Annotated in this window: 23 protein-coding genes and 1 riboswitch; of the genes, 13 read left to right on the plus strand and 10 right to left on the minus strand. The window is 36.3% G+C overall.

Annotation, left to right across the window (positions count from 1 at the left end):
• Positions 1–14: 14 nt before the first annotated feature.
• The 5 genes from ACFOY7_RS08790 to ACFOY7_RS08810 form a co-directional block, all read right to left on the minus strand.
• Positions 15–1,115, minus strand: a complete 1,101-nt coding sequence (locus ACFOY7_RS08790; RefSeq protein ID WP_390251449.1) for a mechanosensitive ion channel family protein — start codon at positions 1,113–1,115, stop codon at positions 15–17.
• 12 nt (positions 1,116–1,127) lie between these two features.
• On the minus strand, positions 1,128–2,357 hold the full coding sequence (locus ACFOY7_RS08795) for an HD domain-containing protein (protein WP_390251451.1): 1,230 nt from the start codon (positions 2,355–2,357) through the stop codon (positions 1,128–1,130).
• Positions 2,358–2,414: 57 nt separating this feature from the next.
• Positions 2,415–3,440, minus strand: a complete 1,026-nt coding sequence (locus tag ACFOY7_RS08800; RefSeq protein ID WP_390251453.1) for a peptidylprolyl isomerase — start codon at positions 3,438–3,440, stop codon at positions 2,415–2,417.
• A 116-nt stretch (positions 3,441–3,556) separates the two neighbouring features.
• On the minus strand, positions 3,557–3,736 hold the full coding sequence (locus ACFOY7_RS08805; protein WP_390251455.1) for a hypothetical protein: 180 nt from the start codon (positions 3,734–3,736) through the stop codon (positions 3,557–3,559).
• 116 nt (positions 3,737–3,852) lie between these two features.
• The gene (locus ACFOY7_RS08810; RefSeq protein WP_390251457.1) at positions 3,853–4,392 is read right to left on the minus strand and encodes a DUF3267 domain-containing protein; all 540 of its coding nucleotides are present in this window, start codon (positions 4,390–4,392) and stop codon (positions 3,853–3,855) included.
• 240 nt (positions 4,393–4,632) lie between these two features.
• On the opposite strand from ACFOY7_RS08810, the gene ACFOY7_RS08815 reads away from it, so the two are divergent.
• Positions 4,633–4,974 carry a DUF1878 family protein gene (locus tag ACFOY7_RS08815; RefSeq protein WP_390251459.1) on the plus strand — a complete coding sequence of 114 codons (342 nt, stop codon included), beginning with the start codon at positions 4,633–4,635 and terminating at the stop codon, positions 4,972–4,974.
• Between the two features lie 24 nt (positions 4,975–4,998).
• Here ACFOY7_RS08815 and ACFOY7_RS08820 read toward each other — a convergent pair whose 3' ends face one another.
• The gene (locus ACFOY7_RS08820; RefSeq protein ID WP_390251461.1) at positions 4,999–5,370 is read right to left on the minus strand and encodes a YtxH domain-containing protein; all 372 of its coding nucleotides are present in this window, start codon (positions 5,368–5,370) and stop codon (positions 4,999–5,001) included.
• Between the two features lie 67 nt (positions 5,371–5,437).
• On the minus strand, positions 5,438–5,869 hold the full coding sequence (locus tag ACFOY7_RS08825) for an HIT family protein (protein ID WP_390251463.1): 432 nt from the start codon (positions 5,867–5,869) through the stop codon (positions 5,438–5,440).
• 239 nt (positions 5,870–6,108) lie between these two features.
• Here ACFOY7_RS08825 and ACFOY7_RS08830 point away from each other — a divergent pair, with 239 nt between their 5' ends.
• From ACFOY7_RS08830 to ACFOY7_RS08840, 3 genes are all read left to right on the plus strand, one after another.
• Complete coding sequence (locus ACFOY7_RS08830; protein ID WP_390251465.1) at positions 6,109–6,855, plus strand: ABC transporter ATP-binding protein; 747 nt, start codon at positions 6,109–6,111, stop codon at positions 6,853–6,855.
• Complete coding sequence (locus tag ACFOY7_RS08835; protein ID WP_390251467.1) at positions 6,848–8,059, plus strand: ABC transporter permease; 1,212 nt, start codon at positions 6,848–6,850, stop codon at positions 8,057–8,059. The genes ACFOY7_RS08830 and ACFOY7_RS08835 overlap by 8 nt, the downstream gene beginning before the upstream one ends.
• Before the next feature lie 149 nt (positions 8,060–8,208).
• Positions 8,209–8,382: a hypothetical protein gene (locus tag ACFOY7_RS08840; protein ID WP_390251469.1), complete on the plus strand. Its 174-nt coding sequence runs from the start codon at positions 8,209–8,211 to the stop codon at positions 8,380–8,382.
• 56 nt (positions 8,383–8,438) lie between these two features.
• Here ACFOY7_RS08840 and ACFOY7_RS08845 read toward each other — a convergent pair whose 3' ends face one another.
• Positions 8,439–9,608 carry a M20 family metallopeptidase gene (locus tag ACFOY7_RS08845; protein WP_390251471.1) on the minus strand — a complete coding sequence of 390 codons (1,170 nt, stop codon included), beginning with the start codon at positions 9,606–9,608 and terminating at the stop codon, positions 8,439–8,441.
• Between the two features lie 105 nt (positions 9,609–9,713).
• The gene (locus ACFOY7_RS08850) at positions 9,714–10,160 is read right to left on the minus strand and encodes a ferritin-like domain-containing protein (protein ID WP_390251473.1); all 447 of its coding nucleotides are present in this window, start codon (positions 10,158–10,160) and stop codon (positions 9,714–9,716) included.
• A gap of 151 nt (positions 10,161–10,311) precedes the next feature.
• A riboswitch (TPP riboswitch) is annotated at positions 10,312–10,412 on the plus strand.
• Between the two features lie 99 nt (positions 10,413–10,511).
• Here ACFOY7_RS08850 and ACFOY7_RS08855 point away from each other — a divergent pair.
• The 7 genes from ACFOY7_RS08855 to ACFOY7_RS08885 all read left to right on the plus strand — a co-directional run bounded on the left by ACFOY7_RS08855 (position 10,512) and on the right by ACFOY7_RS08885 (position 15,405).
• A complete protein-coding gene (locus ACFOY7_RS08855) occupies positions 10,512–11,138 on the plus strand; it encodes a thiamine phosphate synthase (RefSeq protein ID WP_390251475.1) in 627 nt (208 codons plus the stop codon).
• On the plus strand, positions 11,122–12,237 hold the full coding sequence (gene thiO, locus ACFOY7_RS08860) for a glycine oxidase ThiO (protein ID WP_390251477.1): 1,116 nt from the start codon (positions 11,122–11,124) through the stop codon (positions 12,235–12,237). Before ACFOY7_RS08855 ends, thiO begins: the two co-directional genes overlap by 17 nt.
• Before the next feature lie 17 nt (positions 12,238–12,254).
• A complete protein-coding gene (gene thiS / locus ACFOY7_RS08865) occupies positions 12,255–12,458 on the plus strand; it encodes a sulfur carrier protein ThiS (RefSeq protein WP_390251479.1) in 204 nt (67 codons plus the stop codon).
• A gap of 2 nt (positions 12,459–12,460) precedes the next feature.
• The gene (locus ACFOY7_RS08870) at positions 12,461–13,231 is read left to right on the plus strand and encodes a thiazole synthase (RefSeq protein WP_390251481.1); all 771 of its coding nucleotides are present in this window, start codon (positions 12,461–12,463) and stop codon (positions 13,229–13,231) included.
• Positions 13,185–14,243 carry a MoeB/ThiF family adenylyltransferase gene (locus ACFOY7_RS08875; RefSeq protein ID WP_390251483.1) on the plus strand — a complete coding sequence of 353 codons (1,059 nt, stop codon included), beginning with the start codon at positions 13,185–13,187 and terminating at the stop codon, positions 14,241–14,243. The genes ACFOY7_RS08870 and ACFOY7_RS08875 overlap by 47 nt, the downstream gene beginning before the upstream one ends.
• A gap of 267 nt (positions 14,244–14,510) precedes the next feature.
• A complete protein-coding gene (locus ACFOY7_RS08880) occupies positions 14,511–14,933 on the plus strand; it encodes a disulfide oxidoreductase (protein ID WP_390251485.1) in 423 nt (140 codons plus the stop codon).
• A gap of 1 nt (position 14,934) precedes the next feature.
• Positions 14,935–15,405: a thioredoxin family protein gene (locus tag ACFOY7_RS08885; protein ID WP_390251487.1), complete on the plus strand. Its 471-nt coding sequence runs from the start codon at positions 14,935–14,937 to the stop codon at positions 15,403–15,405.
• Positions 15,406–15,468: 63 nt separating this feature from the next.
• On the opposite strand, the gene ACFOY7_RS08890 is transcribed toward ACFOY7_RS08885, so the two are convergent.
• Positions 15,469–15,948 (minus strand): antibiotic biosynthesis monooxygenase family protein, encoded by a 480-nt coding sequence (locus tag ACFOY7_RS08890; protein ID WP_390251489.1) that lies wholly within the window; start codon positions 15,946–15,948, stop codon positions 15,469–15,471.
• A 95-nt stretch (positions 15,949–16,043) separates the two neighbouring features.
• Between ACFOY7_RS08890 and ACFOY7_RS08895 the strand changes: the two genes are divergently transcribed.
• Positions 16,044–16,187 carry a hypothetical protein gene (locus tag ACFOY7_RS08895; RefSeq protein WP_390251491.1) on the plus strand — a complete coding sequence of 48 codons (144 nt, stop codon included), beginning with the start codon at positions 16,044–16,046 and terminating at the stop codon, positions 16,185–16,187.
• Positions 16,177–18,222: a transglycosylase domain-containing protein gene (locus ACFOY7_RS08900; protein WP_390251493.1), complete on the plus strand. Its 2,046-nt coding sequence runs from the start codon at positions 16,177–16,179 to the stop codon at positions 18,220–18,222. Before ACFOY7_RS08895 ends, ACFOY7_RS08900 begins: the two co-directional genes overlap by 11 nt.
• Positions 18,223–18,343 lie beyond the last annotated feature (121 nt).

Genomic DNA, 18,343 nt, shown 5'->3' on the forward strand with positions numbered 1-18,343 from the left:
GATCTGGCTTTCTATTATTCCTCCATTGGTGAAGGGTTATTCATTATATGCTTACGATCTTCATCCATATAAATTGTACGTGAAGGGAAGGCAACTGATACTCCTTCTTTCTCTAAAATATCCATAATTTTAAAATTAACTTCTTCTTTAATACGTAAGTATTCGCCCCATACCGTTGTTTTTGTAAAGAAATAGAGCATAATATCTAAGCTGCTGCTATTATAGTCAGTAAAACGAACGAAAAGGGTTTCCTGGTGAATTTCTGGGTTGTTTACTAAATAATCTCTAATTTGATTGGTTACGTTCTCTAACTTTTCTTTTGGTGTGCTATATTCCACGCCTAAGTGAAAGTTAATTTGACGTTTACCCATTTCACTCCAGTTCGTTATTGGTTCATTGGATAACGTAGAGTTAGGAATGGTAATCAATGCATCGGCAAACGTACGAATAATAGTACTGCGGAAATTGATGTCTTCCACAACCCCTTCTACCGTTGGTGTCTGAATCCAATTACCGATGGAAAATGGCCTTTCTGTTATAATTACAATACCGCCAAACAGGTTTTTGATAACCTCTTGTGCTGCAAGGGCGAAAGCTAAACCTCCAAGACCAAGTCCTGCTACTAAACCACTAACATTGTAGTGAAATACCTCTGCAATGACACTTACGCTAATGACAATAATAATCACCCGAATAGCTTTAGATAAGAACGGGATAAGTATTTGGTCAATTTCTATGGCTGTATGACTGTTGATTTTCATAAATAAAATAGAACTGTTGGAGGATAAATTATACAATCCCCATGTAATAACAATAATATAGCCAGCTCTTAATAATTGAATCAATAAATCATTTTCCTGATCAAGATACGGGAAAAAATCTATTGCGATAAAAATACCAATAAAAATAAATACCCATCTTAAAGGTCTTTCAAATGCTTCTACCACTTGATTGAGTAGTTCTGATTTCGCTCTTTTTGTTAATTTTACGATTAAATAAAAAATATATTTTGTAAACAGTTTTCTTAAGATTAAGAATAAGAGAAAAACCCCAATCGAAATACCAATCTTTAGCCAGTTCTCTGGACTAATATGATTCCAAAATTGCCAGTTCATCTTTAAACCCCTTTATTTTTCCTCATCATTTTCTGTATTTTCATAACGGCTGTCTAAGTAATCCACAATATGAATGATATAGCCTTCTATAGTAAGCGGTTTTCTAACAGCACTTCCCCATTCAGGTAATCCGTGATGACAGAGAATACAGTGTGACATAAGATGAATTGCCTCCATACTAACTGCAATCTGGTTGTCTTCCAGTACCTTATTTAAGAGTAAAACACCGTAAGGAATGTGTCCAACCATTGAACCTAGTCGATCCATTGCAATCCCTGATTGTTTCCTGTGAGGCTCTTCAAATTGAGCCGAAGGGTATAGATAATGAAAGACATCCATACTTCTCCCGGCATAATCATATTCCAATAATTTACCGATATCGTGAAACAGTATGCTTGTCATTAACGCATCATAATTAATCGAATCATATTTATATTCAGACATGCCATGTAACATACTGTACAAATGATCAATCGTACCTTTCCAGATAAATTGATTCATAGCTTCATCACGCTTGAGAGATTCCCATATCTCTTGTTTGTATTGGGTTTCCACTTTATGAATCAGTTTAATTACTGCCTGAAATGGATTCTCTTCTATCACAGTGATATATCTGCAAAAACGCATGAGCCCGATTGTATGCTTTAATAGGCCTCCTAAGTAGTTGTGATGATATCCCTTAGCGGCAGGACTAAGCTTGAAGCTGTCCCATAATTTATCCATAGCATTAAGTACAATTGATTGATAAGGTTGTTTTAACTCGTAAATGTAAGCAAATAATTCTGATGTAAGCTCATTAAGATCTTGCTTCGTATATGCCAGTAATTGGAATGGATCTATTTTCTCATCACATGGCGTAATATGGTTTAAGGTTATACTTTTAAATCCGTTGAATTCATCTACTTGGCCTTGGATGTTAAAGACACCTGACTTCTCCAGTAATGGTACCGTCGTTTCTACTGAATTGTTATTATCCCACATTTTAGCCGGGATATTACCAGCCTGATTGCTGAAAGTTATTTTTAAAAAGGATTTGTTAGTTTTTGTTTGTTTTATATCATAATCATTCAGTAATACTCTTGCCGTTACAGACATTCCTTTTTTGGTCTCCTGTAAGTTAAAGGCTGGTTCAGCAGTTGGTAATGCTGGGGGAGGATATGTAGTAAGAATCTCTTCTTTTTGCTGATCGGTTAATGAATATTGGATAGGAATCATTTGATAAAAATAATACTTATTGGCCATTTTTCCACTCCTTTAATGAAAAACCCTATCTCTTGTGAAAAGAGATAGGGGTATTGTTTATTCTTCTGTCGTATCTGCTGCGTCCTCAGCATTTTCTTCTGTTTCTGCAGTATCTCCCGATTCCGTTGATTCATCCGTCTCAGCATTTTCTTCTGAGTCCGCTGGTTCGTTTGCCCCATCAGTACCTTCTGCTTCTGGTGAAGTCTCTGGTGCTGCAAATAAATCTTTGTACTCATCTATTTTTACATCAATGTTTGCATTTGTAATTAAATCTTGCATTTTTGTTTGCATAGTAGCATTGTCCACTTTTCTCATGGCAATTTCTCTTTTAATTTGATCTTCAATCTCTTCTAATGGTTTTACATCGTCAATTGCTACACGGTCAGTTACTTTAATAATGTGGTAGCCATGCTGTGTTTGTACTGGTTCACTAATTTCGTCAACTTCTAAGTTGTATGCTGCATCTTCAAATTCAGATACCATTCTACCAGGACCAAACTGTCCTAAATCTCCGCCATTTTGTGCACTGCCGTCAGAAGAGTATTCCTGTGCTAGTGCGGCAAAGTCCTCGCCTGCATTTAATTTATCTAATACCTCATTAGCTGTTTCTTCATCTTCAACAAGGATATGACTTGCAACTAATTCTGTTGACATTCTTTCGTAATGTGTATTAATTTCCTCTTCTGTTACTTCAATATCTTCTGTAATTGCTTTTTCCTGTAAGATTTTTAATTTAATATCTTCTGTCATTTGTTCTTTCAGGTCATCTTCATCTACATACCCGCTACCTTGGATAACCATTTCCCATTGGTCTCCATATTGACTCTTCATTGTATCTATTTCAGAATTAACTTCAGCTTCAACTTCTTCATCACTTACTTCATAATTATTTTCAAGAATTGTTTGAATAACTAAAGTCTGGATTGCTTGTTCCCCGTTTGTTTCTAGTAGTTCTTCATATAAAGCTTCTTTCGTAATATTTCCTGATTCTGTTTCCACAACTGTTTCAGACTCATCTGAAGAACAAGCGGAAAGTGCGATAACACTTGCTGCGACTGTTACTGTCATTAATAATTTTTTCATCTGCATACACTCCTACTATTTGCTAATGCTATTTTTTAACTCTCGCATTAATATAACATATTTTCAGCTAAAAAAAATAGCGAATTAAGAGATTCCTCTCTTTTTACATATTTTCCTCACGTATAAATAACTTCTACATAAGAAGATATTAATAATATCGTTATTAAGACATTGATGGTACGAAACACGTTCGGTTGTTTTTCTTCGCCCATTTCTGTCTGCATACACAATCTATAAGTTAATGAATTAAAAATAAATAAAACAAATACTGAAAAAACTACGAACACAAAAAGCATGAATCTACCTCCTTAATCTCAATTATTACTTTAACAAAAAAAAGAAGATTTGAACAGTATGTCTGATTGGTTTCATTTGGTGAACAAAAAAAGACAAGGGAATAACTCCCTTGTCTTTAGCGTTTAATTAAAATGTCATAACCTTGCTCATCATTAGATATTATACATTTCTTAGGTGCTTTCCACAAATGCTTGATATAGATAAAATCAACGTAAGATAAGCTTAAATTTACCGCACCATATAACAGTAAATAAGGATAATAACTAGGATAAAGATACCCGGCAATAATGCAAGGAATGGTGATGAAAATAGTTGGTGCTACTAATGCAATAAGCAAAATTGGCTTGGATGTTTTTGTATTGGAGCAAACTTTTAAATATGGAATAAAGTATAGAGCAAATGCCCAAGTTATTTTTAACTGTTTGTTCGAAATTTTTAATGGAATGACGTGAAATAATTTATGCAATATTGGTAATATTGCTAAGCCTGCTAGTAATGGGATAAACCCATAATCTTGAATCACCGCTTTTGTATGAATAAAGGTAAACGGTAGATATAATGTAATAAATGATAGAAGCCCAAAAATCAATGAAAGTATAATAATTCGGCTGACCCCTAACTTTTTTTCTACGTTTATTGTATCCCAGCAATTCATGGAATCACCTCGTTTTATCTCAATTGTAATTATCATTGTAAGTTCAGTATATGCTCTGTTAGAAAAGCACTTCACGACTATAGTATGATTTGAAGTAAAAAGCAATAGATTTTACAAAAAAAATAAATTGTAAACGATATCTTTTTAATGTGTTGACTTCTTCTATAAATTAAGAGTATAAATAAAGGAGAGCAGCATATATTTTGAAGTAATAGAAAGGTTGTCTTTCATTATATGGAAATGGAAAGGGAATTAAAGAAACAACAATTTCATATTCATTTGTTACTTTCTATTAGTAATATTGATTCGCATCCACTAGTAAGGTTATTGGTGGAATCGGGGGTAACAGAAAAGGAATATCAAATGCTGCTTAAAATGCTGGACGAACTGGCACAAACGTTTTCTGAATGGAAGCTTGAGGGTTATTTAAATTATGAACAATTGTTAATCCGCTTTGTCGGAGGGCTATGTGAGAAGCTTGATCCTGAACAAACAATGCTTGCATTAAGGGATGAAGGAATGTACGAAGATTTAATTAAAGAGTTCATCCAAATTCATTTTAAATATAAAAAGAACGACTAGTTTTAGTCGTTCCCATAGAAAAGATTACACTTCTTCCGTTTGTTTCTTTGTTTTTTCTTCTAATTCTCTCAAGCTTTTTTCGATTTGATTTAAATATTTTTGAATATTCTTTTGATGGGGTTCCACCGTTTGTTTCCAGGATTCAATCGATTGTTTCACATCTGCTGAGAGATCTTTAATTAAAGCAGCACCTTCTTTAGAAGTTTTCGCGATTTGCTCCTTTAAGTCAACACCATCCTCTTTGAAGTGTTTAATTGCTTGAATCGCTTCATCACTTCTATATTTGACATCATATCGCAATTCCTTGCCAGACTTTGGTGTGCTTAATAAAGTCGCTGTTGCACTTATTGCTCCACCTACAACAATTCCGAATAATAAAGACTTTGCATTTATCATATAACACACTCCCTTTTATACTTATTATTCACTGTTTCTTTTGGAATAAAACCACTTTCTTTAAGGATTAGTTGATTTGCTCGTGAATGGTACTTGCGATGTCCGCTAGTTCGTTTGCTGAATATGCACTTTCGTTAGTCACCCATTTTGCACCAAATCCATCTTCTTTCCCATAACGAGGGATGAGATGAATGTGTAAATGAAAGACAGATTGCCCAGCAGCCGCCTCATTATTATTAAGTATATTTATGCCATTGGGCTGAAATGCTTTTTTTATCGCATTAGCGACTTTTGGGACACGACTAAATAGCTTCGCTGCAATTTCTTCATTTGTTTCATAAATATCCTTCGTATGTGTTTTTGGCACGATTAGTGTATGTCCTTTGGTCACTTGGCTAATGTCAAGAAATGCATAGACATCATTATCTTCATACACTTTTGCAGAAGGAATCTCACCTTCTATAATTTTACAAAAAATGCATTCTCTATGTACTGTCATTATAGACGCTCCTTTGTTAAGAGTATTGTTCGTGCTTTTTCCATCTGACTCTATTGTATAAATAATTGAAAAGAAGCGCAACAATCTCTTTAAGTTACAGACACGAAACTATAATTTTTTGGCAACTTGTTAATAAAGTGGTAAGATTTTAAAAAAGCAGGTTTTTTCTATAGATAAGAATATTAAAATAAATTTATTGATTACTAACATGGTCGTTGGTGAATGAAAGGAAGGGTTGAATGAAATCATTATTACATATTGAGAACTTAGAAGGCGGTTATACTCATCGGAATGTCCTTCATGGTATTTCTTTTGATGTTTATCCAAATGAAATAGTCGGTCTAATTGGACTAAACGGTGCGGGAAAGAGTACAACGATTAAGCATGTGATTGGCTTAATGCAGCCAAAAAAGGGCAAAGTCTCTATCAATGGGAAAACGTTTGATGAGGCTGAGGATAGCTATCGGTCACAATTTACATATATTCCCGAAATGCCTGTATTATATGATGAATTAAATTTAGAAGAACATTTACGATTAACTGCAATGGCGTATGGGTTATCTGAAGATACATTTCATAAACGTGTCCAGCCATTATTGAAAGAGTTTCGATTAGAAAAGAAATTAAAAGCATTTCCGATCCACTTTTCGAAAGGGATGCGTCAGAAAGTAATGATCATGGCAGCGTTTCTCGTTGAGCCTGCATTGTATATAGTGGATGAGCCTTTTGTCGGTTTAGATCCGCTTGGGATTCAATCCTATTTACAATGGATGAATCAAATGAAAGAAAATGGAGCAGGAGTGTTGATGTCCACACATATTCTAGCGACAGCGGAACGGTATTGTGATCGTTTTGTTATTTTACATGATGGCAAAATCAGAGCAAAAGGTACATTAGCAGAACTACGAATTGAGTTTGGACAACCTGAGGCAACATTAGATGATTTATATATCCAATTGACAAAGGAAGCAGATGCCCATGCTTGATGCAAATGCATTGTTTATCGAACGCTTAAAAGCACATTTGAAAGAATTAAATCGTTATTTAAAATATATTCTCACAGGTCATCTTGCGATCGCCATGTTTTTTATCCTGTCTGCATTAGCGGTTTATTATCAAAAATGGCTGGAGCAATTACCAGAGACGTTTCCGGCAGCTCTTATTATCTCAATCCTGTTAGGGGTTGTCACAACACATAGCCCCATTCAAACAATGCTGAAAAAGGCTGACATTGTTTTCCTTATTCCTGCTGAACATCAATTAAAAGGTTATTTTACACGTACATTATTTTACAGTTACATTATGCAGATTTATTTATTTTTATTTATTTTTGCAGCTTTGGCACCTTTATACCTGACCAAATTTGAAGGAAATACTTATGGGTTACTTTTATTAATACTATTGATTGTAAAAGGGTGGAGCTTAACCGCCAATTGGTGGATGTTAAAAGTTCGTGACAATTCAATGAGAACAATGGATATCATTGTCCGCTATTTACTGATCAGTGCATTAATCTATTTTTTTATAAAACAAGAAACATTGCTGTTGATCATTGTTACAGTATTGTTAATGGTTATATTCTCCTATAATTTAGCCCTGTCAAAGAGGCAAAAGGCGATCAATTGGGAATTATTAATTGAGCGAGATTATTTAAGAATGCGGTCATTTTACCGTTTGGCTAATATGTTTACAGATGTACCGCATTTAGAAACTTCTGTTAAGAAACGGACGTTTTTTGCTCGTCTTTTAACAGGATCTGTACCATTTGATCAAAAAAACAGTTACACTTATTTATTCCGATTAACAAGTGCAAGAAGTAGTGAATATTTTGGTATCTATACCCGTTTATTAATAATTGGGGCATTGCTGATTTTCTTTGTTCCAAATATATGGCTTAAGCTTATCTTTGCTATTTTGTTCAGCTATATGACCATTATCCAACTAATGCCACTATGGAAGCATCATACAACAATTCTTTGGCTCGATTTGTATCCTGTCTCGCGAAAAGTCCGTCAACAGGAGTTTGTTAAATGGCTTCAACAATTAATGGCAGTGCAAATGTTATTGTTTGCGATTTTCTTATTAATAGTAGAAAGTTACTTAACGGGCGGATTAATGGTAGTTGCTTCAATCATCTTTACTATTTTCCTTATTCCGAAATATGTTCATACAAAGATTAATCGAAGATAAAGAGGGATGAAACATAACAAAAATAGAAAATCTAACAACCGAACAATAAATACACAAGTATATATCACTCACTAATGTACTAATATAGATAATGCTAGCTCACCGCTGGGGAAAATACTCGCTTTCCGTGGGCAACACCTCAGCTTTTAATGGTTTACAAGACGAATAAGTGGAACAACGATCATCCTGTAAAGACGGCATCACGTAAGGTAAGTTTAGGTTTGGTCATCCATTCCATAGAAAGTCTCTCTTCTAAAGCAGTAACCTGGCATATAGAGGATGATAGATCCTGGAAAGCAAATAATCCGGACAAATTCAGTTGAACCGTCCGGATTATAGTATGGATTAACTCCTTTTGCCAGCCTCTTTTGTAGCGGGGTTAGAGTAGATTAGCTTCCATTACTGTACTAATTAATGTTTTGGCAGCAATCTTCATCGCTCTTTCGTCAAAGTCAAACATTGGATGATGATGTGGTACAAATTGGTCTTTTTTTTGAGCACCAGTAAAGAAAAATGCCCCAGGTCTTTCTTCTAAATAATATGCAAAATCTTCACCGGTCATACTCGGAACACTCATTTCAGCGCTGTTTACTTCTTCCAAATTTTCCGCAGATTGAATAATTAGTTCCGCATGGATGGAGTGATTGACAACAGGACGATAGCCTTTTTGATAATCAAATGTATAATCTGCATCATAGCTTTGGCATGTGCCTTTAATTATCTTTTCCATTTCAGTAATAATCAGTTGTTGTAATTCTGGATCAAATGTTCGGACCGTTCCTTCCATTACTGCTGTATCCGGTATAACATTATAGGCGTTCCCTGCATGAAATTTGCCGATAGAAAGAACTGCAGTAGTCAATGGATCTAATTTTCGACTAACAATCTGTTGTAAATTAGTGACAAGCTGTGACCCAATGACGATGGGATCTTTCGTCTGATGCGGGATTCCTCCATGCCCGCCATTCCCTTTTATCGTAATGGTAAACTTATCCGCAGCCGCCATAAAATTTCCTGGTGCTGTTTGAACAATTCCATAAGGAGTGTTTGTCCAAAGGTGTGTACCATATACATAATCTACTCCGTCCAGGGCACCATCAGCAATCATTGGCTGAGCACCGCCAGGAGCTACTTCTTCTGCATGTTGATGAATAAATATAATCGTGCCGGGAAGTTGTTCTTTATATTTATTTAGTACTTTCGCAATAGTTAGTAATGTTGCGGTATGACCATCATGGGCACATGCATGCATAACCCCTTGATTCTTTGAGCGATAAGGGACATTTTTTTCGTCTTCTATTGGAAGGGCATCAAAATCCGCTCTTAGAGCAATCGTTTTACCGGGTTTAGCACCAACAAGTTTTGCAACAACACCATTGCCTCCAACACTTGCCCGGAAAGGTATGTTCAATTTGTTGTAAAATTCCTGAATATATTTGGCTGTTTTGTATTCATGGAAAGACAGCTCGGGATGCTGGTGTAAATATCGGCGGATTTCAATCATCTCATCATAATTATTATCTATTTCCTGAAATAATTCGTGAAGCATGGTTTCCCCTCCTTTTTCGAGTAATTATAACATAGCGGGAAAAAGAAAACAGACTTCCAGATTGTACTGGAAGTCTGTTTTCTATCTATAAATAATGGGAGAGGGTTAGCTAAAAAATGATTTGTCTGAAAGTAATCTTGCTGTTTCTTCTTTATGGTGTGTTTCATCTGCAATCATATCATCTAATTTTACAACCAGTTCTGTAAATCCTAATTCTTCTGCTTGTTTTTTACGTTTTTCATATCGTTCAATTGTTTCTGTTTCCGCTTTTAGTGTAGCTTCTAACATTTCCTGTACATCCGTTAATTGTTCTACTTTTGCAGGAGTAGTTGTAGGCGTTCCACCTAATGTTTTAATCTTATCTGATAAGTATAAAGCGTGTCCGATCTCATCATTAATTTCATCTTCAAAAAATGGTTTTAATAATGAGCGGTATAGTCCTGAAACCACTGATGCGTGATACGTGTACATGATAGTTGCAGCATATTCGTTTGCTAAATCAACATTCAATCCATCTAATAACTGTTGCAGTTTTTCTTGATCTTGTGCCATTTGTAATAACATCCTTTCATTATTTTCTTTCTAATATATATCTTCCCATATTCGAGTAAAATAAACATTTGACATGAATAGATATTGGCGGGAATTCCAATTATATGTTATGCTGTATATGTAAGCGATATATCCTTTAATTGAATAATTGATTGAACACTAGGGGAGCCTTATGCGGCTGAGACGAATTTATTCGGACCCTTTGAACCTGATCTGGTTAACACTAGCGGAGGGAAGTGGTGGAACAAGTGAGTACTTTACTTATGAAATCATAACACCACTCTTCTTTACTGGAAGGGTGGTTTTTTTCTGCCATTTTCCTCACTATATGGATGGATTGGAGGTTTTGCTATGAAAGGGATTCACCTGATCACGAATGGAAAATCAACAAAAAAGGAACTAGCACAATTAAGAACGATGCATCATTATTTTGATTATATTCATGTAAGAGAAAAATCAAAAACTGCTGCAGAACTAATGCAAATACTTGATTTCTTAGCAGGTATCGGTATCCCATTATCTAAAGTCATCATAAATGATCGAGTTGACCTTGCTGTGATGAAAGGGTGTACTGGTGTTCAACTAGCTTACAATAGTCTGCCGGTAACATTAGTGAAAAAACAATTTCCAGATTTAAAAATAGGTAAATCTGTACATTCAATCGAAGAAGCTTGGAAAGCGGAAAAAGATGGTGCTGACTTTATTTTATATGGACACATCTACCACAGTAAATCGAAACAAGGAGTAAAGCCTAGAGGAATTCAAGCATTACAGCGTGTTGCAAAATCTATCTCCATCCCAACAATTGCAGTGGGAGGAATCCATCCAGAGCAAGTGGAGGAAGTCTTGGGTGCAGGGGCAAAAGGATTAGCGATGATCTCCGCTTTTTGGGAATCGCCTGCGCCTTTGCAAGCGGCAAAGGCTTATTATGAAAGATTCAATCATTGGGAGGAGGAACATTTTGAGAGAACATTATGATCAAATTGTTGTAGGTGGTGGCGTAATTGGTTGTTCGATTGCTTATCAATTAAGCAAAAGAGGATATCGGGTCCTGGTAATAGAAAATGATGTAATCGGAAGTGGTGCATCAAGTGCTGCTGCAGGTATGTTAGGAGCACAGTTGGAATTCTCTTCAGATAGTGCATTATTTCACTTTGCAAGACAAAGCCGTGCTTTTTTTCCTGAATTGTCAAGGGAATTAGAAGAAGCGAGTGGAATTAATATTGGATTAATCCAAAAAGGAACGATGAAGTTAGCATTTACTGAGAAACAATTGATTGAATTGAAAGAGATTGCCAGGTTTCAAGGAAAAGCTGGTGAGTCAGCTCTTCTCCTTACCCAGAAGGCTGCGTTATTAAAAGAGAGAAGATTAACAGGAAATTTCCTTGCTGCTTTATTTTTTCCTGATGATGGTCAGGTTTCTGCCCCTCAATTAACACTAGCTTTTGCTAAAGCTGCACGAAACCATGGAGCAGTGTTGTTAGAACATACCCAAGTTAGTGAATTGATCGAACAGGAAAATGGCCTAAAAGGTGTAAGAACAACAAATGGTCTATATTATTCTGATCAAATAGTGATGGCAACAGGTAAAGATACAACCAAGTGGTTACCTTATGATTTAGCTATTACTCCTGTAAAAGGGGAATGCATTTCGGTAAGACCAGACCAGCCATTAATCGAAAGTACGATATTCTCTGATGGATGCTACTTAGTACCAAAAAATGATGGCAGCATTATCATCGGTGCTACATCTCTTCATGGTATTACAGATAAAACGGTTCGTGTGAAAGGTGTACAACAATTACTAACAAAAGCAAGGAAAATTATCCCTGCTATCGAACATGCACAGTTAGAGCACTTCTGGGCAGGAATTCGACCACAAACTAGCGATGGTTTTCCTTATATAGGAGAGGTGCCTGGCAGGGATGGAGTATATGTTGCTGCAGGGCATTATCGCAATGGCATCTTGTTGTCACCGATTACAGGAATGATGGTAGCGGATTTAATCGAAGGAAAAGCAGCTGCTAAATATGCTGCAAGCTTTGCTCTAAACAGAGTGCAGCGAGCATTTGTGTAAAGGGTGTGTTATCGAAGATGAAGCTGATTATTAATGGAGATCCATTAGAATTGCAAACAGATGTGAAAAATATAGAAGAATTAATCACAGCTTTAGGCCTAACTGACAAATCATTAATTGTAGAACACAATCAAACCATATTAAAAAAACAAGATCATAAGAAAGTAAGTGTCTCAAATGGAGACCAATTAGAAATCGTACATTTTGTTGGAGGAGGATAATCATGTTAAAAGTAGGGAAATTTCAGTTCACCTCAAGATTATTGTTAGGAACAGGAAAATATCCGGATTATGAGATACAGAAAAAAGCTGTAGAGGTTTCCGAGACGGAAGTATTAACCTTTGCTGTTAGGAGAATGAATATCTTTGATGCAGAGCAGCCGAATTTCTTAGAAAAAATTGATCTGAAAAAGTATCGCTTTTTACCAAATACAGCAGGAGCAAAAAATGCTGAAGAAGCTGTTCGTATTGCGAAGTTGGCTGATGCGTCCGGATTGTGTGACATGATAAAAGTAGAGGTAATTGGCTGTGATAAAACATTATTACCAGACCCTGTTGAAACTTTAAAAGCGACGGAAATTTTACTGGAAGAAGGATTTACGGTATTACCATATACTTCTGATGATGTTGTTTTAGCTAGAAAGCTTGAAGAACTAGGTGCACATGCAATTATGCCTGGAGCTTCCCCGATTGGTTCCGGCCAAGGCATTATTAATCCATTAAATTTAAGATTTATTATCGAACAGGCAAATGTACCTGTCATTGTTGATGCAGGGATTGGTTCTCCTCGTGATGCGGCTTATGCAATGGAATTAGGAGCAGATGGCGTGTTATTGAATACTGCTGTATCAGGTGCCGATGATCCAGTGAAAATGGCAAAAGCTATGAAACTGGCAATTGAAGCAGGAAGATTAGGATATGAAGCTGGCCGAATCGGGAAGAAGCAATATGCCATCGCAAGCAGTCCTCAGGAAGGGATTAGTGTTGGTGGATAATCGTTATCATAGACAAATATTGTTTGAGCCGATAGGTAATAAAGGGCAAGCGATGGTGGAGAATAGTCATGTACTGATTATTGGTGTTGGTGCACTTGGTTCAAGCAGTGCAGAAATGTTGGCGCGAGCGGGTGTTGGTAAATTAACATTAATTGATCGCGATTATGTTGAGGCAAGTAATCTTCAAAGACAGCAATTGTTTACAGAGCAAGATGTGGAACGGCAAACACCGAAAGCAATTGCAGCGCAACAAAGACTGAAACGGGTAAATTCAAGTATTGTGATTGAAGCAATTGTAGAAGATGCTGGTGTAGATGAACTGGAGAAGATTGTACCGCAAGTTGATCTAATCATTGATGCAACAGATAATTTTGACACACGATTAATCCTTAATGACATTGCTCAAAAACATAAGAAACCGTGGATCTATGGTGGATGTGTTGCAAGTTATGGTGTTACTTTTACCATCATACCTGGCTTGACACCATGTTTACATTGTTTGCTTGATCATATTCCTAATGATGGTGCAACATGTGACACCGTGGGGATTATTAGCCCTACAGTACAAATGGTAGTTGCCCACCAAATGACAGAAGCGCTAAAAATTTTAACCAATCATTTAGAAGCATTATCAGGAAAATTAACCGGATTTGACTTATGGAAAAATGAACGAATGGAGTTAGAAGTGAAACGGTTAAAAGATGATCAATGCCCTTCATGTGTACTTGGAGAGTATCCAAACCTCTCTTACGATGCCCAAATGAAAACAGCTGTTTTATGCGGTAGGGACACTGTCCAAATTAGAGGGAATCATCGGAGAGAGATGGATTTGGATCAACTAGTGGTACATATTAACCGTCATTCACCAGTCAATGTAAGGAAAAACGCTTTTCTTATTTCTTTTGAAGTAGACAGTTATCGAATAGTTATTTTTAAAGATGGCCGTACTTTCATCCATGGTACGAAAGATATTGTTAAAGCAAAGAAAATCTATTATCAATATGTAGGTTAAGAAGGGGAGCAGCTCATAGGGTTGCTTCCTTTCTTTGTGAGATTAATAGTCTTTCTATGTAAATGTTGACTGATAAGCCTTTTACCATGCATATTTCTTTGCCGTTCTATTATAGAACAAAGCGAATGTGCCTTTTTGCATCAAAGTAATTAAATCTCTCGAGTAGTGAAATTTGACGAAACTGTGAAACATATTAGTTAAATGTCTCATATGTTTGTTTTTATAATTGATCTATGTATAATAAAATGGTGGAGGAGAGGTGTATAAATGGATAAGAAAAAAGAGACGTTACTGTTTATTGCATGGGCGCAAAGTTTAGTCGCGATGTTAGGCAGTTTATTTTACTCAGAAGTACAAGGATATATACCGTGTGAACTATGCTGGTATCAAAGAATATTAATGTATCCACTTGTATTGATTTACGGCTATGCCCTTTATAAAAAGGATATTCGCTATGCTTTTCCCGGACTTATAATGAGCGGAATAGGAATTGGTGTATCTACTTATCATTATCTTATTCAGCAAGTGCCGAGTATGTCATCAGCAGGGGATGCTTGTGGACTAGTTCCATGTAATGGAATTTATGTGGAGTTCCTTGGATTTATAACGATACCGTTCCAGGCACTTATCGCATTTATCGTAATTTTTGTTATACACCTTGTCTTAATTGTACAACAAAGGAGAGTTTAATTTGAAAAAGATGATCATCTTTGTACTAGTGCTCGTAGCAATATTCGGAGCACTATGGTTTGTCGTTAACTATCAAAACCAAAAAGCATCAGAGGGAAATCCATATAATAAATCGAAATTAGACCAAGGCACAATTGATCAATTGGATGATCCAATGTACCAGAATCAAATCTTGCCAGATGAACTGGCAGAGAAATTAGAAAACGGTGAAGATGTTACGGTATATTTCTATGACCCGAACTGTATCCATTGCCAAAGAACAACCCCAGTCGTTGTACCGCTAGCGGAGGAATACGGAGTAGATTTGGTGAAAATGAACTTAAAAGAATTTGAGACCCAATGGCAAAAATACGGTATTCAATCAACTCCAACACTGGTGCATTTTGAAGCTGGTGAAGAGTCTGCACGTATTGTAGGTGAACAACCTCAGACAGAATTTGAAAACTTCTTTGAAACAGAAGTATTAGAATAAAAGAAAAGCTGATTCCGTTTTAGGGGGATCAGCTTTTTCATTGATATCAGAACCACTTTTGCTTTACTCTTCTTCCTCCAAATCACCAACATTATATGTCATTTCATAGTTGGCTCCTGCACTGTATGGTTTTTTTTCATTTTCGGTGAAATAATTTTTTTGAACTTGATAAGCGTCATTGTGTGCCCATTCCGTAAAGATAATGTATTCTCTCCCTTTAACAGGGCGCAATATTCTTACCGAAATCACTCCATTTAATTGCGCAATGTCTGAGACTTTCTCCTTCCACTCGTGTTCAAATAGTGGTCGTCCTTCTTCTGTAATCGGCATGTGTAACAGAGAAGCATATCCTGTCTCAGCTAAATTTCCTTCTTTTGCGATTATTTCATAGTTGCGGCTTGTCTGGAAAATGGAACGTTCGTTGCTTTCATAGTAGGCAATTGCTTTTTCTCCATTATGCATGATGAGAAAAAGATCAATCTCATGCTTCTCCTTCAATTTTTCCAAAAAATCATAGGTTCCATTTGTCATATATGCTTTCATTTACCTATTCCTCCGTCCTGTTTCAGAAGTATTTGAATGTTAAGTATGATAAAATAGAATCAGTGTGTTTTTTTCATAGAAAGGTGTGTAAAAGTTTGGAACAATATAAACAATGGCTGAATAAAGGCATCCAGTGGATTAAACGTTTCAAGTGGGTTGCCATTATTATCTGTTCCATGTTCTTGATAGCAATATCTGGTTATTTATTCATAATTTTCGGCGGTCGTTTTGTTTTTTGATGAAAAAGCTGTTATCTTACCGACAGCATCACAAGTAGTGACAGAAGATGGGACTGTACTTGGTAAGTTATATACAGAAAATCGTGATTACGTTACGATTGAGCAAATTCCTGATCATGTTGAGGCAGCTTTTCTAGCATTAGAAGATCAACGCTTTTATAGTCATGCAGGCATTTCTTTTCCTTCGGTTGCTCGAGCTGTTTACAGGGATATACTGGCAATGAGTAAAGTGGAAGGTGGTAGTACGATTACCCAGCAATTAGCAAAAAACCTTTTCTTAGTTAATGATAAAACATGGATGCGAAAAACAAAAGAAATAATGGCCTCCATTCATCTGGAAAGAAATTACAGTAAGAAAAATATATTAGAACTTTACTTAAATGAAGTGTATTTTGCTCATGGAATATATGGGGTTGGAACAGCAGCGAATTACTATTTTGGCAAAAATATTGAAGAGTTAACGATTGAGGAAGGTGCACTGCTTGCTGGAATGGTTAAAGCGCCAAATACGTATTCGCCTTATATAGATATAGAGAAAGCAAAACAAAGACGAGACATCGCATTGCAGCAGATGGCTGATTTTGAAACAATCTCTACAGAAGAAATGTTAAGCCTCCAGGCAAAGAACGTTAAAGTTAAACCACAAGAAGAGGATAGAGAACCATGGCTTGATGACTATTTTGCTCATGTGTTAGAGGAAGTTGAAACAGTTTATGGTCTAAGCAGGGATGCTTTAAAACGTGGTGGATATACAATAGAAGTATATATGGACCCGATGATGCAAAAAATGGCATATGAAATCATGCAGCAAGATCAATATTTCCCTTCCGAAAGCGGGGAAGTTGATGGTGCGTTTGTTTTAATGGAACAGAATACAGGATATTTAAAAGCATTGATTGCAGGCAGACAGTTTGAACTAAACAAAGTCAATCATCTTCATGTACCTAAACAACCAGGTTCTGTAATGAAGCCAATTGCAGTATATGGACCAGCAATGGAATTAGAAGCATTTCAGCCGTATGATTATTTATCTGACCAGGATATTGATTATAATGGCTATCGTGTTCAAAATGCTGATCGTGCATTTTCAGGAGAAGTAACGATGTATGAGGCAATTGTACAGTCAAAGAATGCACCAGCTGTCTGGACATTGGACCAAATTGGCATAAGTTACAGTAAATCAATTTTAGAGAAAATGAATATGATGGTTGAGGATAACGGCTTGGCGATTGCATTAGGAGGATTAGAACATGGGGTTACTCCATTACAAGTGACCGAGTCTTACAGAACATTTATTCATAACGGTGAATGGTTGGAACCTCGCAGTATTCAATCAATAACAGATCGGAATGGGGAAAAACTTTCTGTAGTTGAACAAAAGACAAATCAAGTGTTTAACCCGCAGGTGGCCTGGAATATGTTAAGAATGCTTGAAGCAACCGTTGATAAAGGTACTGCCCAGGCCGGAGACTTCAACGGTGCACTTGCTGGAAAGACAGGATCAACAGAACACCCGTTAGTCGCTGGAGAAGTAAAGGATGCGTGGTTTGCAGGAGTTACGCCACAATACGTTGTGACAGCATGGATGGGCTTTTCGCAAATATCTGAGCAAAATTACTTAACAACAGGCAGTGAGGCACCAACTAAATTAACGAAGGCAATTTTAACGGAGATCGATAAACAGATCGGGTTGGAATCTAACTTCAACGTTCCTCAAAATATTAATGACTTAGAAGATCCGATCGAATTACCGACAATTTCAGATGTTACTGGTTCCTTTAAATTTGGTGGTTTCTCTATTTTTAAAGGCAAACTATACTGGACAGCCTCTGACGATAAACGAGTAATCTACCGAATTTACGAACAGAGAGATGGAGAAGATCCACTAATTGGTGAGGTGGAAGGGGAAGGCCAATTCACTATTGATCAAATCAGTGTATTTAATAGCGGGAATTATTACGTTGTTCCATATAATCGGTTGACAGGTAAGGAAGGCGAACGGTCAAATATTACATCAATAACGTTTGACTTTTAGATAATTGTTATTTAAAATTGTTTTTTAGTTATAATAATTACAATTTAGTGAACAATGTTTTAAAAAACTATACAGAAACCGTTAAACATTCTATAGTAGAGTGGAATGACAAAAAGGGTGA

This window comes from Gracilibacillus xinjiangensis (assembly GCF_042651765.1).
Lineage (GTDB): Bacteria > Bacillota > Bacilli > Bacillales > Amphibacillaceae > Gracilibacillus > Gracilibacillus xinjiangensis.